This is a genomic window from Archangium violaceum Cb vi76 (genome assembly GCF_000733295.1).
GTDB lineage: Bacteria > Myxococcota > Myxococcia > Myxococcales > Myxococcaceae > Archangium > Archangium violaceum.
Window position 1 is genome coordinate 1 of sequence record NZ_JPMI01000295.1, and the last position, 24,553, is coordinate 24,553.

37 protein-coding genes are annotated in these 24,553 nt (G+C 67.5%); 33 read left to right on the plus strand and 4 right to left on the minus strand.

Going from position 1 to position 24,553, the window contains the following annotated elements:
- Window positions 1-210 precede the first annotated feature (210 nt).
- The 30 genes from rpsJ to rplQ all read left to right on the plus strand — a co-directional run bounded on the left by rpsJ (window position 211) and on the right by rplQ (window position 16,839).
- The gene (gene rpsJ / locus Q664_RS40570; protein WP_002625389.1) at window positions 211-519 is read left to right on the plus strand and encodes a 30S ribosomal protein S10; all 309 of its coding nucleotides are present in this window, start codon (window positions 211-213) and stop codon (window positions 517-519) included.
- A gap of 53 nt (window positions 520-572) precedes the next feature.
- Window positions 573-1,196: a 50S ribosomal protein L4 gene (gene rplD / locus Q664_RS40575; protein WP_043408996.1), complete on the plus strand. Its 624-nt coding sequence runs from the start codon at window positions 573-575 to the stop codon at window positions 1,194-1,196.
- Complete coding sequence (locus tag Q664_RS40580; protein ID WP_043408997.1) at window positions 1,193-1,486, plus strand: 50S ribosomal protein L23; 294 nt, start codon at window positions 1,193-1,195, stop codon at window positions 1,484-1,486. The genes rplD and Q664_RS40580 overlap by 4 nt, the downstream gene beginning before the upstream one ends.
- A gap of 32 nt (window positions 1,487-1,518) precedes the next feature.
- On the plus strand, window positions 1,519-2,364 hold the full coding sequence (rplB, locus tag Q664_RS40585) for a 50S ribosomal protein L2 (RefSeq protein WP_043409000.1): 846 nt from the start codon (window positions 1,519-1,521) through the stop codon (window positions 2,362-2,364).
- A 15-nt stretch (window positions 2,365-2,379) separates the two neighbouring features.
- Window positions 2,380-2,661, plus strand: coding sequence for a 30S ribosomal protein S19 (gene rpsS, locus Q664_RS40590; protein WP_043409002.1), 282 nt, complete (start codon window positions 2,380-2,382; stop codon window positions 2,659-2,661).
- A 40-nt stretch (window positions 2,662-2,701) separates the two neighbouring features.
- Window positions 2,702-3,049 carry a 50S ribosomal protein L22 gene (rplV, locus tag Q664_RS40595; RefSeq protein WP_043409005.1) on the plus strand — a complete coding sequence of 116 codons (348 nt, stop codon included), beginning with the start codon at window positions 2,702-2,704 and terminating at the stop codon, window positions 3,047-3,049.
- 46 nt (window positions 3,050-3,095) lie between these two features.
- A complete protein-coding gene (gene rpsC / locus Q664_RS40600) occupies window positions 3,096-3,758 on the plus strand; it encodes a 30S ribosomal protein S3 (protein WP_043409008.1) in 663 nt (220 codons plus the stop codon).
- Between the two features lie 58 nt (window positions 3,759-3,816).
- Window positions 3,817-4,236 (plus strand): 50S ribosomal protein L16, encoded by a 420-nt coding sequence (gene rplP / locus Q664_RS40605; RefSeq protein ID WP_043409010.1) that lies wholly within the window; start codon window positions 3,817-3,819, stop codon window positions 4,234-4,236.
- A 66-nt stretch (window positions 4,237-4,302) separates the two neighbouring features.
- Window positions 4,303-4,509, plus strand: coding sequence for a 50S ribosomal protein L29 (gene rpmC / locus Q664_RS40610; RefSeq protein WP_043409013.1), 207 nt, complete (start codon window positions 4,303-4,305; stop codon window positions 4,507-4,509).
- Window positions 4,510-4,520: 11 nt separating this feature from the next.
- The gene (rpsQ, locus tag Q664_RS40615; RefSeq protein ID WP_043409017.1) at window positions 4,521-4,835 is read left to right on the plus strand and encodes a 30S ribosomal protein S17; all 315 of its coding nucleotides are present in this window, start codon (window positions 4,521-4,523) and stop codon (window positions 4,833-4,835) included.
- A 106-nt stretch (window positions 4,836-4,941) separates the two neighbouring features.
- Window positions 4,942-5,310, plus strand: a complete 369-nt coding sequence (gene rplN, locus Q664_RS40620) for a 50S ribosomal protein L14 (protein ID WP_043409019.1) — start codon at window positions 4,942-4,944, stop codon at window positions 5,308-5,310.
- Between the two features lie 37 nt (window positions 5,311-5,347).
- Window positions 5,348-5,677, plus strand: a complete 330-nt coding sequence (gene rplX / locus Q664_RS40625; protein ID WP_043409021.1) for a 50S ribosomal protein L24 — start codon at window positions 5,348-5,350, stop codon at window positions 5,675-5,677.
- A gap of 175 nt (window positions 5,678-5,852) precedes the next feature.
- Window positions 5,853-6,503 (plus strand): 50S ribosomal protein L5, encoded by a 651-nt coding sequence (rplE, locus tag Q664_RS40630; RefSeq protein WP_073563506.1) that lies wholly within the window; start codon window positions 5,853-5,855, stop codon window positions 6,501-6,503.
- A gap of 15 nt (window positions 6,504-6,518) precedes the next feature.
- On the plus strand, window positions 6,519-6,704 hold the full coding sequence (locus tag Q664_RS40635; RefSeq protein WP_043409024.1) for a type Z 30S ribosomal protein S14: 186 nt from the start codon (window positions 6,519-6,521) through the stop codon (window positions 6,702-6,704).
- Between the two features lie 176 nt (window positions 6,705-6,880).
- Entirely contained in the window at window positions 6,881-7,282 is a 402-nt protein-coding gene (gene rpsH / locus Q664_RS40640) for a 30S ribosomal protein S8 (RefSeq protein WP_043409027.1), read from the plus strand.
- 59 nt (window positions 7,283-7,341) lie between these two features.
- Complete coding sequence (gene rplF / locus Q664_RS40645) at window positions 7,342-7,911, plus strand: 50S ribosomal protein L6 (RefSeq protein WP_043409031.1); 570 nt, start codon at window positions 7,342-7,344, stop codon at window positions 7,909-7,911.
- Window positions 7,912-8,007: 96 nt separating this feature from the next.
- Window positions 8,008-8,364 carry a 50S ribosomal protein L18 gene (rplR, locus tag Q664_RS40650; protein WP_043409034.1) on the plus strand — a complete coding sequence of 119 codons (357 nt, stop codon included), beginning with the start codon at window positions 8,008-8,010 and terminating at the stop codon, window positions 8,362-8,364.
- A gap of 27 nt (window positions 8,365-8,391) precedes the next feature.
- The gene (gene rpsE, locus Q664_RS40655; RefSeq protein ID WP_043409036.1) at window positions 8,392-8,910 is read left to right on the plus strand and encodes a 30S ribosomal protein S5; all 519 of its coding nucleotides are present in this window, start codon (window positions 8,392-8,394) and stop codon (window positions 8,908-8,910) included.
- 2 nt (window positions 8,911-8,912) lie between these two features.
- On the plus strand, window positions 8,913-9,176 hold the full coding sequence (rpmD, locus tag Q664_RS40660; RefSeq protein WP_043409039.1) for a 50S ribosomal protein L30: 264 nt from the start codon (window positions 8,913-8,915) through the stop codon (window positions 9,174-9,176).
- A 16-nt stretch (window positions 9,177-9,192) separates the two neighbouring features.
- Window positions 9,193-9,708, plus strand: a complete 516-nt coding sequence (rplO, locus tag Q664_RS40665) for a 50S ribosomal protein L15 (protein ID WP_052519277.1) — start codon at window positions 9,193-9,195, stop codon at window positions 9,706-9,708.
- A gap of 126 nt (window positions 9,709-9,834) precedes the next feature.
- A complete protein-coding gene (gene secY, locus Q664_RS40670) occupies window positions 9,835-11,184 on the plus strand; it encodes a preprotein translocase subunit SecY (protein ID WP_043409041.1) in 1,350 nt (449 codons plus the stop codon).
- A 141-nt stretch (window positions 11,185-11,325) separates the two neighbouring features.
- Window positions 11,326-11,973, plus strand: coding sequence for an adenylate kinase (locus Q664_RS40675; RefSeq protein ID WP_043409045.1), 648 nt, complete (start codon window positions 11,326-11,328; stop codon window positions 11,971-11,973).
- 20 nt (window positions 11,974-11,993) lie between these two features.
- Window positions 11,994-12,758 carry a type I methionyl aminopeptidase gene (map, locus tag Q664_RS40680; RefSeq protein ID WP_043409047.1) on the plus strand — a complete coding sequence of 255 codons (765 nt, stop codon included), beginning with the start codon at window positions 11,994-11,996 and terminating at the stop codon, window positions 12,756-12,758.
- 137 nt (window positions 12,759-12,895) lie between these two features.
- Entirely contained in the window at window positions 12,896-13,114 is a 219-nt protein-coding gene (gene infA / locus Q664_RS40685; protein WP_043409051.1) for a translation initiation factor IF-1, read from the plus strand.
- Window positions 13,115-13,192: 78 nt separating this feature from the next.
- Window positions 13,193-13,309 (plus strand): 50S ribosomal protein L36, encoded by a 117-nt coding sequence (gene rpmJ, locus Q664_RS40690; protein ID WP_002633586.1) that lies wholly within the window; start codon window positions 13,193-13,195, stop codon window positions 13,307-13,309.
- A gap of 51 nt (window positions 13,310-13,360) precedes the next feature.
- Window positions 13,361-13,744, plus strand: a complete 384-nt coding sequence (gene rpsM / locus Q664_RS40695; protein WP_043409053.1) for a 30S ribosomal protein S13 — start codon at window positions 13,361-13,363, stop codon at window positions 13,742-13,744.
- A 72-nt stretch (window positions 13,745-13,816) separates the two neighbouring features.
- Window positions 13,817-14,263, plus strand: coding sequence for a 30S ribosomal protein S11 (rpsK, locus tag Q664_RS40700; RefSeq protein ID WP_043409055.1), 447 nt, complete (start codon window positions 13,817-13,819; stop codon window positions 14,261-14,263).
- 63 nt (window positions 14,264-14,326) lie between these two features.
- Window positions 14,327-14,953: a 30S ribosomal protein S4 gene (gene rpsD, locus Q664_RS40705; RefSeq protein ID WP_043409057.1), complete on the plus strand. Its 627-nt coding sequence runs from the start codon at window positions 14,327-14,329 to the stop codon at window positions 14,951-14,953.
- Window positions 14,954-15,159: 206 nt separating this feature from the next.
- Window positions 15,160-16,245 carry a DNA-directed RNA polymerase subunit alpha gene (locus Q664_RS40710; protein ID WP_052519278.1) on the plus strand — a complete coding sequence of 362 codons (1,086 nt, stop codon included), beginning with the start codon at window positions 15,160-15,162 and terminating at the stop codon, window positions 16,243-16,245.
- 174 nt (window positions 16,246-16,419) lie between these two features.
- A complete protein-coding gene (gene rplQ / locus Q664_RS40715) occupies window positions 16,420-16,839 on the plus strand; it encodes a 50S ribosomal protein L17 (protein ID WP_043409059.1) in 420 nt (139 codons plus the stop codon).
- 77 nt (window positions 16,840-16,916) lie between these two features.
- Here rplQ and Q664_RS40720 read toward each other — a convergent pair whose 3' ends face one another.
- Genes Q664_RS40720 through Q664_RS40730 form a run of 3 tightly spaced genes read right to left on the minus strand, consistent with a single transcriptional unit; the run spans window position 16,917 to window position 19,799 of the window.
- Window positions 16,917-17,558, minus strand: coding sequence for a hypothetical protein (locus Q664_RS40720; RefSeq protein WP_043409062.1), 642 nt, complete (start codon window positions 17,556-17,558; stop codon window positions 16,917-16,919).
- Between the two features lie 36 nt (window positions 17,559-17,594).
- A complete protein-coding gene (locus Q664_RS40725) occupies window positions 17,595-18,995 on the minus strand; it encodes a tetratricopeptide repeat protein (protein ID WP_084610759.1) in 1,401 nt (466 codons plus the stop codon).
- A gap of 15 nt (window positions 18,996-19,010) precedes the next feature.
- Window positions 19,011-19,799: a lysophospholipid acyltransferase family protein gene (locus Q664_RS40730; RefSeq protein ID WP_043409065.1), complete on the minus strand. Its 789-nt coding sequence runs from the start codon at window positions 19,797-19,799 to the stop codon at window positions 19,011-19,013.
- 235 nt (window positions 19,800-20,034) lie between these two features.
- On the opposite strand from Q664_RS40730, the gene Q664_RS40735 reads away from it, so the two are divergent.
- From Q664_RS40735 to Q664_RS40745, 3 genes are read left to right on the plus strand one after another with little or no spacing between them, the layout of a single operon-like run.
- Window positions 20,035-20,649 carry a deoxynucleoside kinase gene (locus tag Q664_RS40735; protein ID WP_043409069.1) on the plus strand — a complete coding sequence of 205 codons (615 nt, stop codon included), beginning with the start codon at window positions 20,035-20,037 and terminating at the stop codon, window positions 20,647-20,649.
- Entirely contained in the window at window positions 20,646-21,818 is a 1,173-nt protein-coding gene (locus Q664_RS40740) for a hypothetical protein (protein ID WP_200883839.1), read from the plus strand. Before Q664_RS40735 ends, Q664_RS40740 begins: the two co-directional genes overlap by 4 nt.
- A 30-nt stretch (window positions 21,819-21,848) precedes the next feature.
- Window positions 21,849-23,570: a sigma-54-dependent Fis family transcriptional regulator gene (locus Q664_RS40745; protein ID WP_043409073.1), complete on the plus strand. Its 1,722-nt coding sequence runs from the start codon at window positions 21,849-21,851 to the stop codon at window positions 23,568-23,570.
- A 77-nt stretch (window positions 23,571-23,647) separates the two neighbouring features.
- Here Q664_RS40745 and Q664_RS40750 read toward each other — a convergent pair whose 3' ends face one another.
- A complete protein-coding gene (locus tag Q664_RS40750; RefSeq protein WP_043409076.1) occupies window positions 23,648-24,460 on the minus strand; it encodes a metallophosphoesterase family protein in 813 nt (270 codons plus the stop codon).
- Window positions 24,461-24,553: the final 93 nt, after the last annotated feature.

Consider the following 24,553-nt stretch of genomic DNA (forward strand, 5'->3'; position numbering starts at 1 on the left):
GGCCGAGATCATCGCGTAGTTTTGTTGTATCCTCCGCTTCCCCGGGCTTTTGTTCAGAAAAGTCCGGGGAGGTGGGAATAAGGTTGCATCCACCAGGGGCCGGTGGTACAAGCCGCGCCCCTTCGTTCGAAGAAATGGCTCTGTGACATCCAGGGGACGTTGGTCGTAGCGCCTCCCGAAGGCAGAGGCCGTTTAAAGAGGTTTTTGCGAATGGCGACACAGAAGATCCGCATCCGGCTGAAGGCGTACGACTCCAAGCTCCTGGATCAGAGCGCTGGTGAGATCGTGGAGACGGCTCGGCGCACGGGCGCCAAGGTGGCCGGCCCGATCCCCCTGCCCACGCGCATCAACAAGTTCACGGTTCTGCGCTCGCCGCACGTGGACAAGAAGAGCCGCGAGCAGTTTGAGATCCGCACTCACAAGCGCTTGCTCGATATCCTCGAGCCGACCCAGCAGACGCTGGACGCGCTGATGAAGCTGGATCTCTCGGCCGGCGTTGACGTGGAGATCAAGTCCTGAGGAAGCGGGGCTGAGCCCTCGCGGTTCCACTCCGTTCCCCAGAGGAAAGAGCCATGGCGAAGTTCGACGTAGTCGACTTGGATTTGAAGAAGGTGTCGGAGCTCGAGCTCTCCGACGAGGTTTTCGGCGCCGAGCCGAACGCGCACCTCTTTTATGAGGTCGCGAAGATGCAGCAGATCAACCGGCGCCGGGGTACGGTGGGTGTGAAGAACACCTCCCTGGTGAGCGGCGGTGGCAAGAAGCCCTGGAAGCAGAAGGGCACTGGCCGCGCTCGTCAGGGTTCCATCCGCGCCTCCCACTGGGTGGGTGGCGGTAAGGCGATGGCCCCGAAGCAGCGGGACTACTTCTACCGTCCTCCGAAGAAGGTCCGCCGCGGTGCGCTCAAGGCGGTCCTTTCGCTGCGCGCCCGTGAGAAGACGCTCATCATCGTGAGCGACTTCAGCCTGTCCGCTCCCAAGAGCAAGCAGGCCTTCGAGGCTCTGACCAAGCGCCTGAAGCTGTCCGGCGCGCTGGTCATCGACGCCAAGACCAACACCAACCTGCACCGCAGCGTGCGCAACCTGGCGAAGTTCGACGTTCTGCCCCCCGAGGGCCTGAACCTCGAGTCCGTGCTCCGCCACAAGCACCTGGTGCTCACTTCCGCGGCCGCGAAGGCCATCGAGGGGGCGCTCTCGTGAATATCAACGACGTCATCAAGGGACCGCTCATCACCGAGAAGCTGGACGCGGCCCGCGAGAAGTTCCGGCAGTACTCGTTCATCGTCGACAAGAAGGCCAGCAAGTACGACGTGGCCAACGCCGTCGAGAAGCTCTTCAAGGTGAGTGTCGAGGGTGTGCGGACCAACATCGTGCGTGGCAAGACCAAGCGCGTGGGTCGCTCGATTGGCAAGCGGCCGAACTTCAAGAAGGCGGTCGTGACCCTGAAGGAAGGGGACAAGATCGAGCTCTTCGAGGGAGGCGCGGTCTAGCGCACTGCGCTGACCGTCGTTGAGGAACCACCATGGGCATCAAGAAGTACAAGCCGACCTCCGCCGCCCGCCGTCTGATGACCGCGTCTGACTTCGCGGACATCACCAAGGGCAAGCCGGAGAAGAAGCTCACCGAGTCCCTGTCGAAGTCCGGCGGCCGTAACGTCCACGGCCACATCACCCGCCGCCACCAGGGCGGTGGTCACAAGCGCCGCTACCGCGTCATCGACTTCAAGCGTCGTGACAAGGACGGCGTGCCGGCCAAGGTCGCCGCGGTCGAGTACGACCCGAACCGCTCCGCCAACATCGCCCTCCTGCACTACGCGGATGGCGAGAAGCGCTACATCCTCGCCCCGGTCGACCTCAAGGTCGGTGACACCGTCATGGCGGGTGAGGGCGCGGACATCCGTCCGGGCAACAGCCTCCCGCTGATCAACATCCCGATCGGTACCATCATCCACAACGTGGAGCTGAAGCCGGGCCGTGGCGCCCAGATCATCCGCTCCGCCGGTTCCTCCGGCCAGCTGATGGCCAAGGAGGGCCGCTACGCCCAGGTTCGTCTGCCCTCGGGCGCCGTGCGCATGGTCCTCATCGAGTGCCGGGCGACCGTGGGCCAGGTGGGCAACCTGGAGCACGAGATCATCCGGATCGGCAAGGCCGGTCGCAGCCGCTGGCTGGGCATCCGGCCCACCGTCCGCGGTCTGGCCATGAACCCCGTCGACCACCCGCACGGTGGTGGTGAGGGTAAGTCCGGCCAGGGTAATCCGCATCCGGTGTCGCCGTGGGGCCAGAAGACCAAGGGTCTCAGCACGCGCACCAACAAGCGTACTGACAAGTTCATCGTGAGCGTCCGCCGCCCGGGCGCGCGCAGCCAGTAGTCGAGGGTTCACACAATGGCGCGTTCGATCAAGAAGGGTCCGTTCGTCGATGGGTACCTCGTGAAGAAGATCGAGGACATGATCAAGACGAACAAGAAGAGTGTTGTGAAGACGTGGTCCCGGCGTTCCACCATCCTGCCGGAGTTCGTGGGCCACACCTTCGCGGTGCACAACGGCCGCAAGTTCATCCCCGTCTTCGTGACCGAGAACATGGTGGGCCACAAGCTCGGCGAGTTCGCCCCGACGCGTACGTTCGGCGGTCACTCGGCGGAGAAGAAGGTCGCCAAGGGCAAGTAGCCGGCCCCGCTGACCAGCGGCGTCCGCCAGAGGAGATGACATGGAGTCGAAGGCACATCTGAGGTACCTGCGCATGTCGCCCCGGAAGGTTTCCACGGTGGCGGCGCTCGTCCGGGGCAAGCCGGTGGGGCAGGCCCTGAACATCCTGCGCTTCACCAGCCGCGCCGCGGCTGTTCCCGTGGCCAAGCTCATCAAGAGCGCCGTGGCCAACGCCACCGACCTGTCCAAGGGCCAGGTCGACGTGGACCGGCTGATCGTCAAGACGATCTCGGTGGATCAGGGTCCGACCCAGCGCCGCTACATGCCGCGCGCCATGGGCCGCGCCACGCGCATCAACAAGAAGACCAGCCACATTCACGTGGTGCTGGAGGAGGCGGCCAAGAAGTAAGGCCGCCCCCTGGCGCCCCACGCAACCGATTCGAAGGAGAAGCACGTTGGGCCAGAAAGTCCATCCCATTGGGTTCCGCCTCGGGGTCATCAAGACCTGGGACTCCAAGTGGTTCGAGCACAAGAACTACGCGCAGTGGCTGCATGAGGACATCCGCATCCGCGAGTTCGTGAAGAAGTCGCTCGCCCACGCGGGTGTCTCCAAGGTGGAGATCGAGCGCGCGGCGAACAAGGTGAAGGTCAACGTGCACACCGCGCGCCCGGGCATCGTCATCGGCAAGCGCGGTGCCGGCATCGAGACGGTGAAGAAGGACCTCCAGCAGTTCACCAAGAACGAGGTCTTCCTCAACATCGTCGAGGTCCGCAAGGCCGAGACGGACGCCCAGCTGGTTGCCGAGAACATCGCCACCCAGCTTGAGCGCCGTATCGCCTTCCGCCGCGCCATGAAGAAGGCGCTGCAGACGGCGATGAAGTTCGGCGCCAAGGGCATCCGCGTCTCCTGCTCCGGCCGTCTCGGCGGCGCGGAGATGGCCCGCTACGAGTGGTACCGCGAGGGCCGCGTGCCCCTGCACACCCTCCGTGCGGACATCGACTACGGCTTCGCCGAGGCCAAGACCACCTACGGCAAGATCGGCTGCAAGGTCTGGATCTGCCGCGGCGAGGTGCTGCCCACCAAGGGTGGCCAGGCCGCGCCGGCTGCCAACCGCTAACTCTCCCCGGGAGCCGCCCCGTGAGGGGCGGCTCGCTCGGGCTTGAAGGACACCGACGATGCTTCAGCCTGCTCGTACGAAATTCCGCAAGATGCACAAGGGCCGCATGCCCGGCCAGGCCCACCGTGGCAGCGACCTGACCTATGGTCAGTACGGCCTCATGTCCCTGCAGCCGGGGTGGATCACCTCGCGGCAGATCGAGGCGGCCCGTATCGCGATGACGCGCCACATCAAGCGTGGCGGCAAGATCTGGATCCGCGTGTTCCCGGACAAGCCGATCACCAAGAAGCCCGCCGAGACTCGAATGGGTACCGGTAAGGGTGGTGTGGAGTACTACGTGGCGGTGGTCAAGCCCGGCCGCATCCTCTACGAGATGGAGGGTATGACGCCCGAGGTTGCCACGGCCGCCATGAAGCTGGCCCAGGCGAAGTTGCCGGTGCTGACGAAGATCGTCAGCCGCAACGAGCTGGCCCTCTAGTTTTCTGCCTCCGGGCGGCCCACCTGGTGTAGAGGGGCCGCCCGCCGGCTTGAAGGAGATTTGAAGATGGCGACTGCGAAGGAACTCAAGGAGCTCTCGGCGGACGACCTGAAGCGGCGCGCGGCCGAGCTGCGCGAGACGCTGTTCCAGGATCAGCTCAAGCGGGCCACCGGCTCGCTCGACAACCCGTCCGAGCGCACCCAGCACAAGCGCGATCTGGCGCGCATCCTGACCGTCCTGGGGGAGAAGTCCCGGGCGGAGAAGAAGGCTTAGGAGCTTTTCTCATGGCTGAAGCGACTCAATCCACCTCTGCCAAGATCTCCACCCGCGGCCGTCCCAAGACCCGCGTGGGGATCGTGACCTCCAACAAGATGCAGAAGACGGTGGTCGTCACCGTCTCGCGCCGCGCGTCTCACCCGAAGTACGGGAAGATCATGAGCATGCGCGAGAAGTACAAGGCGCACGTCGAGGACCACGACTACCCGGCGAAGATCACCATCAACGAGGGTGACCGGGTGCGTATCGCCGAGACCCGTCCTGCTTCCAAGGACAAGCGCTGGCGCGTGGTCGAGGTGTTGGAGAAGAGCAAGAACGTCTGAGCCGTCCGAGCTCGCGCAGCCCACAGGCGCGCGAGGCCGTGGCTCGAGCCGCGCGGTGCCCGTCCTCGCCGGATGGGCCTGCCGTAGCTGAGATAGGAGATTCCAGATGATTCAGATGACGAGCGTGCTCGACGTGGCCGACAACTCGGGCGCCAAGAAGGTGTTCTGCATCAAGGTGCTCGGTGGCTCGAAGCGCAAGTACGCGTCCATCGGCGATGTGATCGTCGTGTCGGTGCGCGAGGCGCTGCCGAACTCCAAGGTGAAGAAGGGTGACGTGGCCAAGGCGGTCATCGTGCGCACCGCGCGCGAGGTGGGCCGTCCTGATGGCAGCTACATCAAGTTCGATGGCAACTCCGCCGTCCTCATCAACAAGGACATGGAGCCCATCGGGACGCGCATCTTCGGGCCGGTGGCCCGCGAGCTCCGCGCCCGCAAGTTCATGAAGATCATCTCGCTCGCTCCCGAGGTCCTCTAGTAGGGCATCAGGCGGTCCGCGAGGAGGGAGAGGAACCATGGAGAAGCTCAAGGTTGGAGACACCGTCCAGGTCATCGCCGGCGCCGAGCGCTCGGAGAAGACCCCGGCGACCAAGCGTGGCAAGGTGCTGAAGATCGACCGGGAGGCCCAGCGCGTGACCGTCGAGGGCCTGCGCCTGGTCAAGCGCCACCTCCGCAAGACGCCCCAGCAGCCCGAGGGCGGCATCGTGGAGAAGCCGGGCACCATCCAGATCTCGGACGTGCAGGTGGTTTGCGCCAAGTGCGACAAGCCCACCCGCGTCGGCGTCCGGGTTGATGGGGACAAGAAGAAGCGGTTCTGCAAGAACTGCGACGCCCTGATTGACTAGGGGTGCCGGTTCGGGCATGTATGCGCGCCCTTTGCCCTACCTCGGGTGAGGGGAGGGCGGGCGAGCATACCCGGGGCCCCGAAGGACCCGTGGGGGCTCCGGTGTTTCCAGTTTCCACGCAGTACTGATCGGCGCGCTGGGTCCACGGCGGCGCTCCGAAGCAGAGGACAAGACGATGGCTGAAGAGAAGAAGGACGCGGCGAAGAAGGAAAAGAAGGGCCGCAAGAAGGAAGAAGTCAAGAAGGCTGGCTTCGCGGCGAACATCGAGGAGGGTCTGACGGCCGGCCCTGCGCGTCTGAAGTTGCGCTTCCGCAAGGAGGGCATTCCGGCGCTCATGAAGGATCTGTCGCTCAAGAATCCGATGGAGGTTCCCCGCCTCGAGAAAATCGTCGTCAACATGGGTCTGGGCGAGGCGCTCGCCAACAACAAGATCCTCGAGTCCGCCGTGGACCAGCTGGGTGCCATCACCGGCCAGAAGCCCGTGGTGACCCGCGCCCGCAAGTCCATCGCGAACTTCAAGCTGCGCCAGGGCCAGGCCATCGGCTGCGCCGTTACGCTGCGCGGCGACCGCATGTACGAGTTCCTGGACCGCCTCATCACCGTGGCGCTGCCGCGCGTGCGTGACTTCAAGGGCGTGTCCCCCAAGGCCTTCGACGGGAAGGGCAACTACACGCTCGGCGTCCGCGAGCAGATCATCTTCCCGGAAATCAACTACGACCAGATCGAGAAGGTGAAGGGGCTCAACATCAGCTTCGTCACCACCGCCGCGAACGATGAGCAGGGGCTGGCGCTGATGCGTCACTTCGGCATGCCGTTCCGCACGTAACGAGGATTCGCATCCATGGCCAAGCTCTCGAAGATCGCCCAGGCGAAGCGCAAGCCGAAGTTCTCCGTCCGCGCGTACAACCGCTGCCCGCTCTGCGGTCGGCCCCGCGCGTTCCTGCGGAAGTTCAACATGTGCCGTATCTGCTTCCGGCACCGCGCGCTCCGCGGCGAGATCACCGGCGTCACCAAGTCGTCCTGGTAGTCGGACGCGGGCTTCCGGACCTCGAGCAGGGGTCCGGGGGCCTGGCTGGCCTCTGAAGAGGCAGGCCGAAGCAGTTCCATGCATGGCAATCGTGGCGAACCCCCGGGATGGGCCCGGCAGGCGCGGCGGTTGCGAGCGCGGACGCGGTGGAACCGCTCCGCACGGAAGGTACTTTCATGTCGGTTGTCAACGATCCCATTGGCGACATGCTGACCCGCCTGCGCAACGGTTCGCGCGCGCGTCACGACAAGGTCGTCATGCCCCACTCGAACCTCAAGGTCGAGATCATCAAGGTTCTCAAGGCCGAGGGCTTCATCGGGGACTACACCATCCACGAGCGCGCCCCGCAGAACGAGATCTCGGTCCAGCTGAAGTACGGGCCGGATCGCGCTCCGGCCATCACCGGCATCCGCCGCGTGTCCAAGCCCGGCCTGCGCCGCTACGTGAACGTGCGTGAGATTCCGCAGGTGCTCGGCGGCCTGGGCATCTCGATCCTGTCCACCTCCAAGGGCGTGATGGTGGACTCCGAGGCTCGCAAGCAGAAGGTCGGCGGCGAGCTGCTCTGCACCGTCTACTAGCCAGCCCCCCGGGTGACGCGGCTCGCGCCGCGACCTGGACTGACTGCACTGAGGAAATCATGAGTCGGATTGGAAAGCTTCCGGTCAAGCTGGCGGACAAGACGAAGGCCACGGTGTCGGGCCGCCAGGTCAGTTTCGAAGGCCCCAAGGGCAAGATGGTCGTTCAGCTTCCCGCCAAGGGCGTGAAGGTGACGGTCGCCGGCAACGAGGTGCGGGTGGAGCGCGAGGATGAGTCGCGCGAGGCCCGCAGCCTGCACGGCCTGACGCGCACGCTGCTGGCCAACGCGGCCAAGGGCGTGTCCACGGGCTTCGAGCGCCGCCTGGACATCCGCGGCGTCGGTTTCCGCGCCGAGGTGAAGGGCAAGACGATCAACATGTCGCTGGGCTACTCGCACCCGGTGGTGTTCAACCTGCCCGAGGGCGTGACGGCCGAGGTCGACAAGGCCGCCCGCACCGAGGACGGTCTGCCCACCCTGGGTCTGACGCTCCGGTCCGCGGACAAGGAGGCCCTCGGGGCCGCCGCCGTGAAGATCCGCGCGCTGCGCCCGCCCGAGCCGTACAAGGGCAAGGGCATCAAGTACTCGACCGAGAAGATCCGTCGCAAGGAAGGCAAGACGGGCACCGCCTAGTCGGAGTGAACACCCAACCGCGCGGCGCCAGCAGGTGCCGCGCAATCATCCGGCGGTGGAAGTCCCCATCACCGCCGGACGGAGAAGGAATCATCCATGTCGAAGAAACTCGATCCGCGCCTCAAGAGGAAGGACCGCATCCGCCGGAAGCTCTCGGGTACCACCGAGCGCCCGCGTCTGTCGGTCTACAAGAGCCTCAAGCACATCTACGCCCAGGTGGTGGACGACACCACGGGCCGCACCCTGGCGTTCGCCTCGTCGCTCTCCAAGGAGCTCAAGGGCAATACCGAGGGCGACAAGAAGGCCGAGGCCAAGCGCGTGGGCGCCCTGATCGCCCAGAAGTGCAAGGCGGCCAATGTCGATGCGGTGGTGTTCGATCGCAACGGCTTCCCCTACCACGGCCGTATCGCCGCCGTGGCCGATGCCGCGCGTGAGGGCGGGCTGAAGTTCTAGAAACCTTTCGAATAAGGAAGTTCCCAAGTGGCAACTCCGATCAATCCAAACGATCTCGACCTCACCGACCGGGTGGTGAACATCAACCGCGTCGCCAAGGTGGTGAAGGGCGGCCGGCGGTTCTCGTTCGCCGCGCTGGTGGTGGTGGGCGATGGTGCCGGCCACGTCGGCATCGGCCTGGGCAAGGCCAACGAGGTCCCCGAGGCCATCCGCAAGGGTGGCGAGAACGCGAAGAAGAACCTGTTCCGCGTCCCGCTGCAGGGCCACACCATTCCGCACGAGGTGCTCGGTCACTTCGGCGCGGGCTGGGTGCTCCTGAAGCCGGCCGGTGAGGGTACGGGCGTCATCGCCGGTGGTGCGGTGCGCGCGGTCCTCGAGGCGGCGGGTATCCGCAACATCCTGACCAAGAGCCAGGGCTCGCGGAACCCCCACAACGTGCTGAAGGCCACGGTGGCCGGTCTGAAGACGCTGCGTTCGCCGGAGCAGGTGTCGCGCCTGCGCGGCAAGGACGTGGGTCCCCAGAAGTCCGAAGAGGCGAGGGGTTAATCATGGCGCTCAAGGTCAAGCTGACGAAGAGCTTCGCGGGTTCGTCCGTGGACCAGCTCGCGACCATCCGGAGCCTCGGGCTGAAGAAGTTCGGCGACGAGCGGCTCCTCCAGGACACGCCGGCGGTCCGCGGCATGGTGAACAAGGTGCGTCACCTGGTGACGTCCGAGACGGTGCAGGGCGACGCCCCGAAGACGACCCGTCGCAAGCCCCGGCACATCCGGGAGCGTGACGCCGCGCGCGCCAGCCAGGCCTCCAAGGCCTAGGAAGAGGGTTCAGACAATGACTACGCTCAACAACCTGAAGCGCCCGGCGAACTCGTGGCACCGCAAGAAGCGGGTGGGCCGCGGCCAGGGTAGCGGTCTGGGCAAGACGGCCGGCCGCGGTGGCAAGGGCCAGAAGGCCCGTTCCGGTAACATGCGGTTCGAGGGCTTCGAGGGCGGTCAGAGCCCGCTGCAGCGTCGGCTGCCGAAGTTCGGCTTCATCTCCCCCAACCGCACCATCTACGCGGTGGTGAACCTGGCGGACCTCGAGGCGTTCGACGCGGGCGCCACGGTGGACGAGGCGGCGCTGAAGGCGCGCGGCCTGGTGAAGGGCCGGTACGACGGCGTGAAGGTGCTCGGCAACGGCACCCTCACCAAGAAGCTGACCATCCGGGCGCACAAGCTCTCGGCCACGGCTCGCGAGGCGGTCGAGAAGGCGGGCGGTTCCGTCGAGGAGCTGCCGCTCGTGGCCCACAAGCCCGAGTCCGCCGCCAAGGCCCACAGCGGTAAGGGTGTCAAGCAGGCCAAGTCGTGAGGGGAGGGCGCATCACACTCTTAGTGGTGCGCGCTGCTCCAACCGTGTAGGATTCCGCGCCCCTTTCCGAATTCGGATGGGGGCGCTGTTGTTCTCGCTGAAACCTTTCTGGGGGATGGTTCCCACGTGGCTCTGAACGCCTTCGCCAACGTCTTCCGCATCGCGGAGCTGCGCAGCCGGCTCATCTATACGCTGGGGCTGCTCGCGGTGTACCGCATCGGTATCTTCATCAACACGCCCGGCGTCGACCGAGCGGCGATGAACGCGTTCATGGACGCTCAGCGCCAGTCGGGCGGTCTGTTCTCGCTCTTCAACCTCTTCTCCGGCGGCGCCCTGGACCAGATGTCCATCTTCGGTCTGGGCATCATGCCGTACGTGTCCGCCTCCATCATCATCCAGCTGCTGGCGGTGGTGGTGCCCAGCCTGGAGCGCCTCCAGAAGGAGGGTGCTGGTGGACGTCAGAAGATCAACCAGTACACCCGCTACGGCACCATCCTCCTGTCCGTCATCCAGGGCATCGGTATCTCGCGCTGGCTGGCCTCGCTCGGCCGCTCCGACGCGGGCCAGAGCGGCTTCAACCAGATCGTCGTCCCCAACGACAATGCCTGGTTCACCTTCATGACCGTCATCTCCCTGACGGCGGGCACCGCGTTCATCATGTGGCTGGGTGAGCGCATCACCGAGCGCGGCATCGGCAACGGCATCTCCATCATCATCTTCGCGGGCATCGTGGCCGGTCTGCTCCCCAGCGGTAAGACGCTGCTGGACATGATCGCGCAGGAGATCATCAGCGTGGCCGCCGTGGGCGCCCTGCTGGCGTTCATGGTGCTGGTGGTGGGCGTGGTGTGCTACGTCGAGCGCGGCATGCGGCGGATTCCGGTGCAGTACGCCAAGCGGATGGCCGGGCGGCGGATGTTCGCGGGCCAGGCCACCTACTTCCCGATGAAGGTCAACACCGCGGGCGTGATTCCTCCCATCTTCGCCGGCGCGCTGCTGTCCTTCCCGGCCACCCTGGGCACCTGGTTCCCGGCGCTGCAGACCGTGCAGCGCAGCATCGAGGGCAGCCCCTGGGTCTACAACGGCATCTTCGTGCTGCTCATCATCTTCTTCGCGTTCTTCTACACGGCGCTGACCTTCCGGCCGGACGACGTGGCGGACAACATCAAGAAGCAGGGCGGCTACATCCCGGGCATCCGTCCGGGCCGGCAGACGGCGGACTTCATCGAGGGCGTGCTCAACCGCATCACCTTCGGTGGCGCGCTCTACCTGGCCGCCATCTGCGTGATTCCGTCCATCATCAGCAACGTGCTGGGCGTGCGCTTCACCTTCGGCGGTACGGCCCTGCTGATCGTCGTGGGCGTGGCGCTGGACACGGTGCAGCAGATCGAGGGTCACCTCATCAGCCGCAACTACGAGGGCTTCGCCGGTCCTCGCGGTCCGCGCATCCGCGGCCGGGCCCCCCGCGTGGCGGCCTAGTCGAGTCAGCAGTTTCCCTGGCGCTCCTCCCCTTCACCCCGGGGAGGAGCGCCTCGTCGTTCCAGGGGTGTTGTGAGCAGTGGGAGGAGGTTCGCGCCGTGGCCCTCCCATGCTCCTTCCTGACGAGCTGAGAGGAACCAAATGAACCTCATCCTGTTTGGCCCGCCCTTCGTGGGGAAGGGGACGCAGGCGAAGAATCTGTACGCGGAGTTCAAGATTCCGCAGATCTCCACGGGCGACATCCTCCGCAAGGCGGTCCGCGAGGGCACCGAGCTGGGCAAGATGGCCGGACCGTTGATGGCGGCCGGTGCCTACGTGCCCGACGACATCGTCATCGGCATCGTGGAGGAGCGCCTCAAGGAGCCGGACTGCGTCAATGGCTTCGTCCTGGACGGCTTCCCGCGCACCCCTCCCCAGGCCGAGGCGCTCGAGCGCATGCTCGCCCGGCTGGGCAAGAAGCTGGATGCCGTGGTGTCCCTCAAGGTGCCTCACGAGAAGCTCATCGAGCGCGGCTCGGGCCGACGCTCGTGCCCCACCTGCGGCTCCGTCTACCACGTCTACCAGAACCCCCCGAAGCGGGCGGGCTTCTGCGACAAGGACGGCACCGGCCTGGTGCAGCGCGATGACGACAAGGCGGACGTCATCGAGAAGCGCTTGAAGAAGTACGACGCGGAGACCGCGGCCCTGGAGCCGTTCTACGCGCAGCGCGGCCTGCTCAAGGCGATCGACGGTGTCGGCTCGCCCGAGGGCGTGTACGCCGACATCAAGAAGGCCCTGGGCAAGGGCTGAGCGGGCGGACAGGGGCAGCCGTGGGTCAGGTCGCGATCAAGAGCCGGGAGGAGATCGCCCTCATGCGCGAAGCCGGGCGCATCGTGAGCGAGATCCTGGACGAGCTCGAGAAGGCCGTGGCCCCGGGTGTCACCACCTGGGACCTGGATGCCCTGTCCGAGAAGCTCATCTACCAGAAGGGGGCCAGGCCAGCCTTCAAGGGCTACCACGGCTTCCCCGCCTGCCTGTGCGCCTCCGTCAACGACGAGGTGGTGCACGGCATCCCCTCCAAGCGGCGCCAGCTGCGGGAGGGAGACCTGATGAAACTGGACTTCGGGGTCGCCTACCGGGGCTACTTCGGGGACTCGGCCCGGACGGTCCCGGTGGGGAAGGTGAGCGCCGAGGCCCAGGCCCTGGTGAACACCACCCGGGAAGCCCTCCACAAGGGCATCCAGGCCATGGTGCCCGGCAACCGGCTCGGGGACATCGGCCACGCCGTCCAGCGCCACGTGGAGGCCCGGGGCTTCTCCGTGGTCCGGCTCTTCAGCGGCCATGGCATCGGCCGCCGCCTCCACGAGGAGCCGGATGTGCCCAACTACGGCCAGCCGGGCAGTGGCCTGAAGCTTCGTCCAGGAATGGTCCTCGCGGTCGAGCCCATGGTGAACCAGGGCACGGATGAGGTGATGGTCCTCGAGGATCAGTGGACAGCCGTAACGCGCGACAGCAAGCTTTCCGCTCACTTCGAGCACACCGTGCTCATCACCCAAGGGGGGCCCGAAGTCCTCACCCGGCAGCGGGCCGGGTAGGCGAGCGGAATACAGTGGTGTACACGAGGGTTCGTAGAAATTCGGTTTTACTGCGCGAGGATGCTTGCCACTTCTGGACCAAAGTGGTATCCCGCCGCGCTTCCAGAGTTCCGGTGGTCCGCGAGAGGGTTATCTGATTGCCGAAGGATGATTCCATCGAAGTCGAGGGGACTGTAATGGAGCCCCTCCCGAACGCGATGTTCCGTGTGGTGCTGGACAATGGCCACAAGGTGCTCGCGCACATCTCGGGCAAGATGCGGATGCACTTCATCCGAATCCTCCCGGGCGACAAGGTCAAGGTCGAGCTGTCCCCGTACGATCTGTCCCGGGGCCGGATCACCTACCGGGCGAAGTAGCAAGGGCTCGGTTCCGCGGAATGGCGGACCGGCCCTCGAGGCTTTTCTTTTCTAAAGCGAAGGAAGGGAAGTACCGCCATGAAGGTTCGGGCGTCCGTCAAGAAGATCTGCGACAAGTGCAAGGTTGTCCGCCGCAAGGGCATCGTGCGCGTCATCTGCGCCTCCAACCCGCGGCACAAGCAGCGCCAGGGCTAGGCCCCTCAGGGACCGAGCTCCAGACCAACTCACCAGAAGGAACGACTCAAGATGGCTCGTATCGCCGGCATCGACCTCCCGCCCAACAAGCGCGCGGTGATCTCGCTCCAGTACATCTACGGGATCGGCAACAAGTCCGCCCACGACATCATCACCGCGGCGGGTATCGATCTCGCCACCCGGACCAAGGACCTGACCGAGGAGCAGACTCGCAAGATCCGCGAGATCCTCGAGGCGACCTACAAGGTCGAGGGTGACCTCCGTCGCGAGGTGACCATGAACATCAAGCGGCTGATGGACCTGGGTTGCTACCGGGGTCTGCGTCACCGCAAGGGTCTGCCGGTTCGTGGCCAGCGGACGCACACCAACGCGCGCACCCGCAAGGGCCCGAAGCGCGGCATCGTGCGCGCCAAGCCGGCGGCGGGCGCTCGCTAGTTCTTTCCACCTGCGCCGGCCTCCCCATGAGGAGCCGGCGTCGATCACCTACCTCACGGAGCAACGAGTTCCATGGCTGAAGAGACCAACGCGCCTGCGGCCCCGGCCGCTGCGGCCCCCGCGACGGGCGACGCCGCCGCTGCGCGCAAGAAGGGCAAGAAGGGCAAGAAGAGCATCCTCAATGGCGTGGTCCACATCCAGTCCACGTTCAACAACACCATCATCACGATCACGGACGTGTCCGGGAACGTGATCTCCTGGTCCTCCGCTGGCGCCCGCGGCTTCCGCGGCAGCCGCAAGTCGACGCCGTTCGCCGCCCAGGTGGCCGCCGGTGACGCCGCGGCCAAGGCCATGGAGCACGGCCTGAAGAACGTGACGGTGCTGGTGAAGGGCCCTGGCGCGGGCCGTGAGTCCGCCCTGCGCGCGCTCGCCGCCGCCGGCCTGAAGATCGCGCTCATCCGCGACGTGACGCCCATCCCGCACAACGGCTGCCGTCAGCCCAAGCGCCGCCGCGTCTAGTTCCATCCCGGGCCGCTCTCCTCGTGGGGAGCGGTCCAGACCACCTCTACACGGAGAAGCATCGTGGCCCGTTATACCGCCTCCGCCTGCCGTATCTGCCGGCGTGAGAACCTGAAGATGTACCTGAAGGGTGACCGCTGCTACACGGACAAGTGTGCCATCGAGCGGCGTCCCTATCCCCCCGGTCAGCACGGCCAGGGCCGCGTGAAGTTCTCCGGCTACGGCGTGCAGCTGCGCGAGAAGCAGAAGGTCAAGCGCATGTACGGCCTGCTGGAGAGCCAGTTCCGCGGCTACTACCACCGCGCCTCCGCCGCCAAGGGCAAGACCGGTGAGAACCTCCTGCAGCAGCTGGAGCTCCGCCTGGACAACGTGGTGTTCCGCATGGGCTTCGCGGACACCCGCGCCGAGGCCCGCCAGCTGGTGCGTCACGGCCACTTCACGGTGAACGGCAAGCGGGTCAACATCCCGTCGTTCGCGGTGAAGCCCGGCACCACCATCGAGGTGGCCGAGAAGAGCCGGAAGATCCTCCGCATCTCCGAGGCGCTGGAGACCGTGGATCGCCGCGGCGTGCCGCAGTGGATCGACCTGGACAAGAAGTCCTTCAAGGCGACGGTGCGGACCGCCCCGAACCGCGAGGACCTCACCATGCCGATCCAGGAGCAGCTCATCGTCGAGCTCTACTCGAAGTAATCGGCCTGGCCCGCCCTCCGCGGGCGGGTTCATTCCGCTGGAGCTGTCGTACGCGCCCTGGCCTCACCGCCGGGGCGTCGTGCTTCTACCGGCCCCTCCGTGCAGCCCCCGGGGGCCGGCCGTTATTCAAAAACCCCGCGTGCCCATCCTCCCACCACCCCGGTGGGTAAGTCGGTGGTGGCGCACGTTCCCAGGAGCAGAAGAACATGGCTGACTCTTTCCTCGCGAAGAACTGGCGTGATCTCATCAAGCCCCGCCGGCTCGAGGTCGATCAGGACTCGCTGACCCCCACGTACGGCAAGTTCGTCGCCGAGCCGCTCGAGCGCGGTTTCGGCACCACGCTGGGCAACTCGCTGCGCCGCGTCCTGCTGTCGTCCCTGCAGGGTGCCGCCATCACCACGGTGAAGATCGAGGGTGTGGACCACGAGTTCACCACCATCCCCGAGGTGGCCGAGGACGTCACGGACATCGTGCTGAACCTGAAGGAGGTCCTCCTCCGGATGCACACGAACGAGCCCAAGACGATCCGCATCGAGGCCGAGGGCCCCAAGGAGATCAAGGCCGGTGACATCATCGCCGACCAGGACGTGGAGATCCTCAACCCGGGTCACCACATCTGCACCGTCTCCGAGGGTGGCAAGGTCCGCATGGAGCTGACGTGCCGCCGCGGCCGTGGCTACGTGCCCGCCTCCGCCAACAAGGTGGCCGGTTCGCCCATCGGCACCATCCCCATCGACTCGCTGTTCTCGCCCACCCGCAAGGTGAACTACCAGGTGACCAACGCCCGCGTCGGCCAGGTCACCGACTACGACAAGCTCTCCCTCGAGGTGTGGACGGACGGCTCCGTCACCCCGCAGGACGCCGTCGCCTACGCGGCCAAGATCATCAAGGAGCAGCTCACCGTCTTCGTCAACTTCGACGAGACCGAGGAGCCCGTGGCGGTCGAGGCCCCGAAGGAGGAGGCCAAGCTCAACGAGAACCTCTTCCGCTCGGTGGACGAGCTGGAGCTCTCCGTGCGCTCGGCCAACTGCCTGCAGCAGGCCAACATCAAGACCATCGGCGACCTGGTGCAGCGCACCGAGGCCGAGATGCTCAAGACCAAGAACTTCGGCCGCAAGTCCTTGAAGGAAATCAAGGAGATCCTCGCGGAGATGGGCCTGTCGCTCGGCATGAAGCTGGAGAACTGGCCTCCGAAGACCCCGCCCCCGCCCGCTCCGGGTGCGGCGGCCGCTGCTGCTGCCGCCGCGGCGACGGCGGGTGGCGCGGTGCCCCCCGGCGCTCCCAAGGCCTAGTAGACTCTCGCAGTACCTCGTCCCTCGGGGCGGCATGGCCGTATACCCCGGGGGAGGAGGGGGCCTTCCCAGGCCCGATACAGCAACGGTGGAGCCCGTGCCGGTTCCATCCTTCCCACCCGGTACCTCGTACGGCCGGAGTGGTGGGCCCCGAAAGGGCCCGAGGTCAGCACCATGCGTCACAAGGTAGGCCAGAGGAAGCTCCACCGCACCACGAGCCACCGGCTCGCGATGCTCCACAACATGGTCACCTCGCTGCTCGAGCACGAGGCCATCCGCACCACGCTGCCCAAGGCCAAGGAGGCCCGGGCGATCGCCGAGCGCATCATCACCCTCGGCAAGCGCGGTGGCCTGGCCAACGTGCGCCTCGCGGAGCGGACGGTTCGCAACCGCGTCATCCTCCAGAAGGTGTTCAGCGAGTACAAGGACCGGTACGCCAACCGCCCGGGCGGGTACACCCGCATCGTGCGCCTCGGATTCCGTCGTGGTGACGGCGCCGAGATGGCCCTGCTGGAGCTGGTGGATCGTCCCGCCAAGGCCGCTCCGGTCGACACCGAGGCCGCCGCTGGCGCCACGGAGACCAAGGCGGAGTAGCCAGCCGTCCGAAGGGTAGTGCACGGGAGCGTCCTTCCCCTCGGGGAAGGGCGCTCTCGCGCTTTGTGGGCTCCGGATTACTGCGCGTCGGTGAGGTTCTTGCCGTTCTCGAGCAGCACGGCGTTGCCGTCCTCGGTCCGCATCTCGACGCCGACGATCCGGAGGTCCGAGGGCGCCGCCTGGCCGCTCGCGTTCAGCAACTGCTTGGGCGTGATGGTGATGTCCCGGCCCGGCTCCACGCGCGGCACGAAGGCATTCCACTCCACGCGCTGGCTGTCCGTGACGACGATGTGGACCTTCTCCCAGGCGTCCTCGCTCTTGTTCATGATCGTCAGCGAGGCCCGGCTGGTGACGGGCACCAGCTTCGCGCCGAAGTCACCCGTCTCCTTCACGCTGCCCCGGGCACATGTGACGCCGAACGTGCTGAGGGACAGGAACACCCAGCCCGCCACGATGAAGGCCTTGTACTTGAAGAAGCTGTCCTGCTCGCGGAACTCCTCCACCTTCTCCTTCACGATGGAGAGGGCGTTGAGGGCCACGTTGGCGGACTCGGCCTTCAGCTTCTGGCTCAACGCTTCCTGCTGCTGCTCCTTGGGCAGGGGGGCCGCACGCGCGGCGCTCATCACGCGCGGATTGTTCGTCTGCGAGACGCGGGGCATGCTCGTCGACGACGGCGGTCCGCGCGGCGGCTGCTGGGGCTGGTTGGCACCTTCACTCATCGAGTCCCCAGTGTAGAAGGCCCGGGCTCCCGCTGGCTACTGGGCCCTGGGACTCTTGAGCTGCTGCAGCGCCCTCGAGGCCACCGCGTTCTCCGGCTGGGCCTCCAGCACCTTGCGCAGCCAGCGCTCCGCCTTCCCGGCCGCCTCCCTCCGCTCCTCCGGCCTCGAGGACTGCTTCGCCTGCTCGGCGAAGAGGATGCCCAGCCGCAGCGTGAACTCCACGTTGTCTGGATTCCTGTCCACCACGTGCAGCAGCTCGCGCTCGGCGCCCGCCCAGTCGCCCTCCAGCTGACGCACCAGCGCCAGCTTGCCCCTCGGCGCCTCCTCGTCCGGCAACAGGTACGTCAGCACCCGGAAGGCCTCGCCCGCCGCCTTCAGGTTCCGCTGCTCCAGGTGGATGTCCCCCAGCCGGAACCACGCCACGTCCTGCAGCGGGTTGAGCTCCACCGCCTTCTCCAGGTGCGGCCTCGCCGCCTCCGGCCTCTGCCTCCCCAGGTACAGCTCGCCCAGGTAGAAGTGGTTCTTGCCGTCCTCCGGCGCCAGCTCGATGGCCCGCTTGAACTCCTCCACCGCCCGGCCCGCGTCGTCCAGCCGCTGCCACGCCAGCCCCATCAGCGCGTGCACCACCGCCAGGTCCGGGTAGTCCCGCAGAATCTCCTCGAACGCCACGATCGCCGGGTGCGGTGCGTCCAGCTCCCTCAGGTACCGCAGGCCCTCCTCCAGCTTGGGCTCGGCCGCCTTCGGGAAGCGCGCGAACGGATCCGCGATCTGCTCCATCAGCGCCCGCGCCGTGGCCACCTCCGCGGGGCTCGGACTCATCCGCACCAGCGCTCCCAGCGCCGCCACCGCCCCCGCCGCGTCCCCCGTCCGGTGCAGCGCCTTGGCCAACGGCAGGCGGAAGCCCGCCCGCTCCGGAGCCAGCTCGACCGCGCGCCGCAGCGGACCCACCGCCTCCGTGTACTGCTCGGACTCCAGCCGGGCGAGCCCCAGCCGGTAGTGGAGCTCGGGCTCATCCGGCTTCAGCTCCATCGCCCGCTCGAAGGCCGCCACCGCCGGCGCCCCCGCGTCCGATGCCCGCGAGAAGTAGGCCAGCCCCAACATGTAGTGGTTCACCGCCCGTTCCGCCTGCGCGTTGCGGCGCTGCAGCTCGACGATCCACGCGTCCGTGTGGCCCGCCTTCACCTGGGCCTCCGTCAGCAGCCGCGCCAGCTCCAGGTCCTCCGGTGCCCCGGCATACTCGGCCTCCAGCAGCGGCAGGGCCCGCTCGGGCTGTTTCTTCGCCAGGTACTCGCGGGCCTGCGCTCGCGCGTCCAGGGGGCGCTCGGCGGCGGCGCCATGGCGGCAGCCGGTGACCAGGCCCAGTCCGAGCACGGCCACACCCGCCCAGGTGCGCAGCCGACGGGCATGACTTCGGGAGTCGGGGGAGGGGAGGCGCACGGTAGGAGGATCTCCTCAGGAGGCGTTGCGACGGGAGGGCGCGTTCCCCTCGACTCCGGCGGCGGCGGTGGCCTTCTCGGGATCGCCTCCCTTGCCGCCCAGCTCCAGGCTCTGCTGGATGATGACGTCACGCACCGCCCGGGCCAGCCCCTCGCGGTCATCCTCCTCGAAGGCCGTGGTGTCGATGGGCTTGCCAATCTTCACGTACACGGGGCCCGGCTTGATGTTCCACGAGTTCTTCGGCATCACCGTGCCCGAGCCCTCGATGGTGATGGGCACCACCGGCACCCGGGACTTGAGCGCCAGCGCGAAGGGGCCCTTCTTGAAGGGCAGCACGCTGCCGTCGTCCGAGCGCGTACCCTCGGGGTAGAGGAACACGCTCGTGCCGCTGCGGATCTTCTGCGCCGCGGCGTCCAGCGAGGCGATGGCCTTCTCGCGCCGGCCCCGGTTGATGAAGATGTGCCCCGCGAACCACAGGTACCAGCCGATCAGCGGCACGTACTTGAGCTGGTGCTTGGCCACGTACCGGAAGTTCACCGGCACCGTCACGAAGTGGATGGGGATGTCCAGCGTGGACTGGTGGTTGGACACGTAGATGGTGGGCCGATTGGGGTCCACGTTCTCCTGGCCCGTCACCACCAGCCTGGCCCCTCCCGTCGCGATGAGCACGGGCGACCACAGCCGCCGGGCCACCCACACCGTGGCTCCCGGGTTCAGGGTGATGAGCGCCACCACCACGGTCACGGGGAAGAAGATGGCGGTGGCGACCACCGCGACCACCATGCACAACAAGTTACGGAGCATCCTGGAGACCTCGTCAGCGTCCTACGGAGAGCCCACCACGGCGCGCTGCCCGGTGTCCCGCCAAAACGCCCGAACAGCGGGACCGCCCACACCTCTTCCGGGTGCCAGCGACCGCCCGCACGCTCGCGCGCCCGGCGATGGAGTGGGGTGGGGTGGGGGAGACATGAAGGCCCGTATCTAGCATGCCACCTTGTTTCTGGTGTGTGCCGTCCGGTGGGGGTACAAGCGCGGTGCTTTGGCCAAGAAGAAGTTCATCGCGATCGCGGGCAATATCGGGGCTGGAAAGACGGAGCTCACGTCCTTCCTCTGCCGGAAGTACGGCCTCACCCCCTTCTTCGAGCCCAACGAGGAGAATCCCTACCTCGCTGACTTCTATAAGGACATGAAGACCTGGGCCTTCCGCTCCCAGCTCTTCTTCCTCACCGCCAAGTTCCGCCTCCAGCGCGAGCTCGAGCGCTCGTCCGGCACCGCCCTCCAGGACCGGACGCTCTACGAGGACGCGGAGATCTTCGCCAAGAACCTCCACCGCCAGCGCTACATCGACAAGCGCGACTGGCAGATGTACTCCAGCCTCTACGAGACCTTCGCCCAGACGCTCGCCCCGCCGGATCTGATGATCTACCTGCGCTGCCCGGTGAAGACGCTGCGCCAGCGCATCCGCCTGCGCGGCCGGGAGATGGAGCAGGACATCCCCACCGCCTACCTCAACCGGCTGAACGCCCTGTACGAGGAATGGTTCAGTGGTTACAAGATGTCCCCCGTCCTGGTTCTCCCGACGGATAAGCTGGACTATCTGACGAACCTGGTGGACCGCGTGGACCTCTTCCGACAGATCGAGAAGCACCTGTGATGGAGGTCTACCTCGTCGCCATCTCGCGCGCCGCGCCCGTCCCGCTCGACGACCTGCGCGCCGCCTTCGAGTCCGAGGACATGGGCTTCACCGCCGCACCGGATGGGCACGGCTTCACCGTGGAGGCCGAGGAGTCCCGGGTGGAGGTCGTCTTCGAGCAGCGGCCCGCTCCCGCCGAGTGGACCCCGGACATGTTCTCCGGCAGCGAGCCCGCCCTGGAGGCCCTCACCCGCGCCAGCGCCTTCTACCGCTTCGCCTTCGAGACCAGCTCCACCCAGCCCACCGTGCCCGTCTTCGTGGCCCTCATGTGCGCCCGCATCGTCCTGGCCCACGTGGAGGGGGTGCTCGTGGACATCACCTCGTCCAAGGTCCACGAGTCCGAGGACGTGGCCGAAATCACCGAGCTGGACTTCGACATCCGCGACCACGTCAACCTCCACGCCGTGGAGGTGATCGAGGGCGAAACCCCCCTGTGGGTGCACTCGCACGGGATGGAGAAGTTCGGCGCCAGGGATCTGGAGATCTTCCACCTGGGCGAGCAGGACCTGCTGCCCGCCGAGGCCTTCCTCCACGAGCTGTGCACCGACCTGGCGTTCGGCCAGGGGCCGCCACTGCGCAAGGAGATGGGGACCAGCGAGGGGCAGACCTTCATGATGGTGCCGTCGGAGGAGGCGCGCACCAACCTGCTCGGCGTCCCCCTGGAGGCCTTCGAGGGCCATGAGGGCCTCTTCCTCACGGTGGTGTCGCCCCAGGGCCGGCACAACACCGCGGAGCTGCTGCGCCCCTTCCGCGAGCGCTTCGCCCAGGAGCCCACCGAGCAGACCGAGTCCATGCACCGGGAGGCCCAGGCCCACCTGCCCGCCTTCAAGGCGCGCTTCCTGCGCCGTGGCCTCATGGAGCCGCTCACCTTCGTCGTGCGCGCCCCCTTCGAGACCCACCCCGAGGGCAACACCGTCACCGAGCAGCTCTGGTCCGAGGTGCTCTCCTGGGAGGAGGGCGTCATCGTCGGCCGGCTCGTGGATGGCGCCGTCCACACCACCGAGTGGCGCAAGGGCGCCCACGTGGAGGTCGCCGAGGCCGATGTGAACGCGCTCGCCCTCAGCCGCGAGGGCCGCACCCTGGAAGAGGACGAGGTCCGCGCGCTCCTCAACGCCGAGCGCCCGATGTGAGCAGGGCGGTGGTACCATCCGCCGCCCGCCATGCCCGCCCTGCTGCTCCTCTCCGGCCCCTCCGCCGGCCTGCGTTTCGAGATCCAGGCCGAGGCGACGATCGGCCGCAGCCCCTCGTGTGAGATTCCCCTCCCCGAGGACGACCACGTGTCCCGCCGCCATGCACGCTTCTTCGTGCAGGAGGGACAGCTGCACCTGGCCGACCTGGGCTCGCGCAATGGCACCTCCGTCAATGGCGAGCGCGTCTCCGGCGAGGTGCCGCTCCACCCCGGCGACCGCGTCCAGGTGGGGAAGACGACCGCGCTCGTCGAGCCGCTCGGCGCCGCCTCGCTGGCGGGCACCGTCCCCGAGGGCACCAGCCTCCTGCACGTCGAGGAGGTGCTGCCCCACGTCGGTGCCGAGGCCGCCCTGTACTCGGCGGGCGCGGCGCTCCTGGGCGCCACCAGCGAGGCCATGGTGCTGCGGCGCATCGCCGATGCCTCGCTCCATGCGCTGAATGCCGACGCGGCCGCGGCGCTCCTCGGCGACACCCAGGGGCTGCTCACCGCGGCCGTGGTGGGCAAGCCCTCCGTGGAGGTGCCCCGCGACCTGGCCCGCGCCACGCTCGAGCACTCCGAGCAGGGCCGCTCCGCCGGCGTCCTGTGCTCGCCCCTCGTGGCCTCGGGAGGGCTGCCCTTCGGCGTGCTCTACGTGGAACGCGAGGAGCCAGACTTCACGGATGCCGACGCACGGCTCGCCGCCATGCTCGGGCGGCTCGGGGGCGAGGCCTACGCCGCCGTGCGCTCTCGCGCGGGGAGCCAGACCCAGCAGTCGGGGCCGGGCCGCGTGGACATGGCCGGCAACTCGCGCCCCTTCCGCAAGGTCGTGGAGCAGGCCCGCCGCGCCGCCGCCAGCGCCGCCCCCGTGGTGCTCTCCGGCCCGCCAGGCTCCGGCAAGTCCCTCTGCGCCAGCTACATCCACGCGCGCTCACCGCGTGCCCTCGGGCCGCTCGTCCGCGTGGACTGCCGCGACCCGGCTTCCTCCCTGGAAGAGGTGCTCCTCGGGCGCTCCAGCGTGCCCGGACAGCCTCCCGTGGCCTCGGCCCTGCTGCGCGCCGATGGGGGCACGCTCCTGCTACTCCACGTGGAGCTGCTCCCGCGCCCCCTCGCCGAGCGGCTCGCCCGGTTGATCGCCCGCAAGACGGCCCCGGCCCTCCAGGGCGGCGAGGAGCCCGTGGACGTCCGCCTCATCGTCACCGCGAATGTCTCGCTCCAGGCGCTCGTCATGAAAGGCGAGGTGGAGGCCTCGTTCCTCCGGCAGCTCGCCGGGCTCGAGCTGGTCCTTCCTCCCTTGCGCGAGCGCCGCGCCGACATCCCCATCCTCTTCGATCTCTTCGCTTCCCGCGGGGCCCGCGCCATACGCATGGAGCCTCCCACGCTCGACCCCGACGCCCGCCAGCTCCTCCGGGACTACGAGTGGCCCCAGAACGTCCGCGAGCTGGAGCTGCTCGCGGAACGGCTCGCGCTGGTGCACGCCGGCACGCAGGTCCATGCGCTGGCGCTGCCACCGGAGATCCAGGCCGGGAGTGCGTCGCCTCCCCAGCTCACCCTGCAGGAGCGTGTCTCCCGCCTGGAGCGCGACGCCATCGCCGAGGCCCTGCGCACCGCCGGGGGAAAGAAGATCGTCGCCGCGAAGCTGCTCGGCATCAGCCGCCCCACGCTGGACAAGAAGATCGAGGACTACGGCCTCACCGTGTCGCGGCGGCGTGCGTGAGGCTCAGCGGCGTCGGCTCACCAGCACTCCGGAGATGACGAGCAGCGCGCCCAATGAATGCTCCTACGCTCCCGGGCTCAGTGGCCTCGTCGTAACAACACGGCGCGTCCGTCCACGTTGAGCACCTGCGCTCCTCCCGCCAGCTCCGCCAGCGGCTCGTCCCAGTGACTGTGGCCGCAGATGACGAGCAGCTCCTCGCGTCCCTCCAGCTCCGCGCGGATGGCCGGGCTTCCCCTCCGCTCGCTCGCCGGCTCGTCCGGCCCCTGGTGCAGCACCAGCACCTCGGGGCCCGGGCGGAGCACCTCCCTCAGCGCCTCGAGGTAGTCCTCCTCCTCGCGCCGCCAGAGCTTCCCCGCCTGGCCGATGATGCCACTCAGCCCTCCCACCCGGAGCCCGTCCAACTCCCGCACCTCGCCATCCAGCAGGTGCAGGCCCGGACGCTGTTGCAGGCGCTCCCGCTCGCGCGGCGTCCCGAAGGTGTCGTGGTTGCCCGCCACGCCCGCCACCCAGCGGAACCGCTCGGCGAACGCGCTCCAGACGCTTCGCACGTCCCCCGACGCCCCCCGCACCGCCGCCGAGGCGTCCGAGTACAGGTCTCCCGCGAGCAGGATGCCGATGTGGTTGGGATGGGGTAGCTCCCCCAGGTCCGCCAGGATGACCAGCTCCTCGGCCAGCACCTCGCCCAGCAGCGCGGCCGCCCCCTCGAATTCGGCGTTGGTGGCCACTCCCTGGAGATCCGACGTGACGATGAGGGCCTCCAGCTCCGGAGGGAGGGTGTCCACCGTCGCGGAGAGCAGGGGGAGATGCTGGAGCTCGCTCCCTCCGCGCGGGGAGGCGGACAGGTACGTCCACTCGTGGACGGGGGTTGTCTCGATGGAAAGAATTCGCATGGCGTCCTCCGTCGGACGAGCACCCCCATGCCTGACCGGAGTCGAACGCTCCCCGGGACGCACCGTGTCTCCGTGCTTGTCCTGCCCTCGGGC

Excerpts from the sequence above, each read along its gene's own strand:
- rpmC (WP_043409013.1), top strand. The coding sequence starts at position 4,303 with ATGGCGACTGCGAAGGAACTCAAGGAGCTCTCGGCGGACGACCTGAAG.
- Q664_RS40720 (WP_043409062.1), bottom strand. The coding sequence starts at position 17,558 with ATGAGTGAAGGTGCCAACCAGCCCCAGCAGCCGCCGCGCGGACCGCCG.
- Q664_RS40710 (WP_052519278.1), top strand. The coding sequence starts at position 15,160 with ATGGCTGACTCTTTCCTCGCGAAGAACTGGCGTGATCTCATCAAGCCC.
- rplX (WP_043409021.1), top strand. The coding sequence starts at position 5,348 with ATGGAGAAGCTCAAGGTTGGAGACACCGTCCAGGTCATCGCCGGCGCC.
- rpmJ (WP_002633586.1), top strand. The coding sequence starts at position 13,193 with ATGAAGGTTCGGGCGTCCGTCAAGAAGATCTGCGACAAGTGCAAGGTT.
- rplR (WP_043409034.1), top strand. The coding sequence starts at position 8,008 with ATGTCGAAGAAACTCGATCCGCGCCTCAAGAGGAAGGACCGCATCCGC.
- rpsM (WP_043409053.1), top strand. The coding sequence starts at position 13,361 with ATGGCTCGTATCGCCGGCATCGACCTCCCGCCCAACAAGCGCGCGGTG.
- rpmD (WP_043409039.1), top strand. The coding sequence starts at position 8,913 with ATGGCGCTCAAGGTCAAGCTGACGAAGAGCTTCGCGGGTTCGTCCGTG.
- rplB (WP_043409000.1), top strand. The coding sequence starts at position 1,519 with ATGGGCATCAAGAAGTACAAGCCGACCTCCGCCGCCCGCCGTCTGATG.
- rplQ (WP_043409059.1), top strand. The coding sequence starts at position 16,420 with ATGCGTCACAAGGTAGGCCAGAGGAAGCTCCACCGCACCACGAGCCAC.
- Q664_RS40730 (WP_043409065.1), bottom strand. The coding sequence starts at position 19,799 with ATGCTCCGTAACTTGTTGTGCATGGTGGTCGCGGTGGTCGCCACCGCC.
- rpsK (WP_043409055.1), top strand. The coding sequence starts at position 13,817 with ATGGCTGAAGAGACCAACGCGCCTGCGGCCCCGGCCGCTGCGGCCCCC.
- rplF (WP_043409031.1), top strand. The coding sequence starts at position 7,342 with ATGAGTCGGATTGGAAAGCTTCCGGTCAAGCTGGCGGACAAGACGAAG.
- Q664_RS40745 (WP_043409073.1), top strand. The coding sequence starts at position 21,849 with ATGCCCGCCCTGCTGCTCCTCTCCGGCCCCTCCGCCGGCCTGCGTTTC.
- rplE (WP_073563506.1), top strand. The coding sequence starts at position 5,853 with ATGGCTGAAGAGAAGAAGGACGCGGCGAAGAAGGAAAAGAAGGGCCGC.
- rplO (WP_052519277.1), top strand. The coding sequence starts at position 9,193 with ATGACTACGCTCAACAACCTGAAGCGCCCGGCGAACTCGTGGCACCGC.
- rpsS (WP_043409002.1), top strand. The coding sequence starts at position 2,380 with ATGGCGCGTTCGATCAAGAAGGGTCCGTTCGTCGATGGGTACCTCGTG.
- rplD (WP_043408996.1), top strand. The coding sequence starts at position 573 with ATGGCGAAGTTCGACGTAGTCGACTTGGATTTGAAGAAGGTGTCGGAG.
- rplN (WP_043409019.1), top strand. The coding sequence starts at position 4,942 with ATGATTCAGATGACGAGCGTGCTCGACGTGGCCGACAACTCGGGCGCC.
- rplV (WP_043409005.1), top strand. The coding sequence starts at position 2,702 with ATGGAGTCGAAGGCACATCTGAGGTACCTGCGCATGTCGCCCCGGAAG.
- Q664_RS40635 (WP_043409024.1), top strand. The coding sequence starts at position 6,519 with ATGGCCAAGCTCTCGAAGATCGCCCAGGCGAAGCGCAAGCCGAAGTTC.
- Q664_RS40675 (WP_043409045.1), top strand. The coding sequence starts at position 11,326 with ATGAACCTCATCCTGTTTGGCCCGCCCTTCGTGGGGAAGGGGACGCAG.
- rpsQ (WP_043409017.1), top strand. The coding sequence starts at position 4,521 with ATGGCTGAAGCGACTCAATCCACCTCTGCCAAGATCTCCACCCGCGGC.
- rpsH (WP_043409027.1), top strand. The coding sequence starts at position 6,881 with ATGTCGGTTGTCAACGATCCCATTGGCGACATGCTGACCCGCCTGCGC.
- rpsJ (WP_002625389.1), top strand. The coding sequence starts at position 211 with ATGGCGACACAGAAGATCCGCATCCGGCTGAAGGCGTACGACTCCAAG.
- rplP (WP_043409010.1), top strand. The coding sequence starts at position 3,817 with ATGCTTCAGCCTGCTCGTACGAAATTCCGCAAGATGCACAAGGGCCGC.
- Q664_RS40750 (WP_043409076.1), bottom strand. The coding sequence starts at position 24,460 with ATGCGAATTCTTTCCATCGAGACAACCCCCGTCCACGAGTGGACGTAC.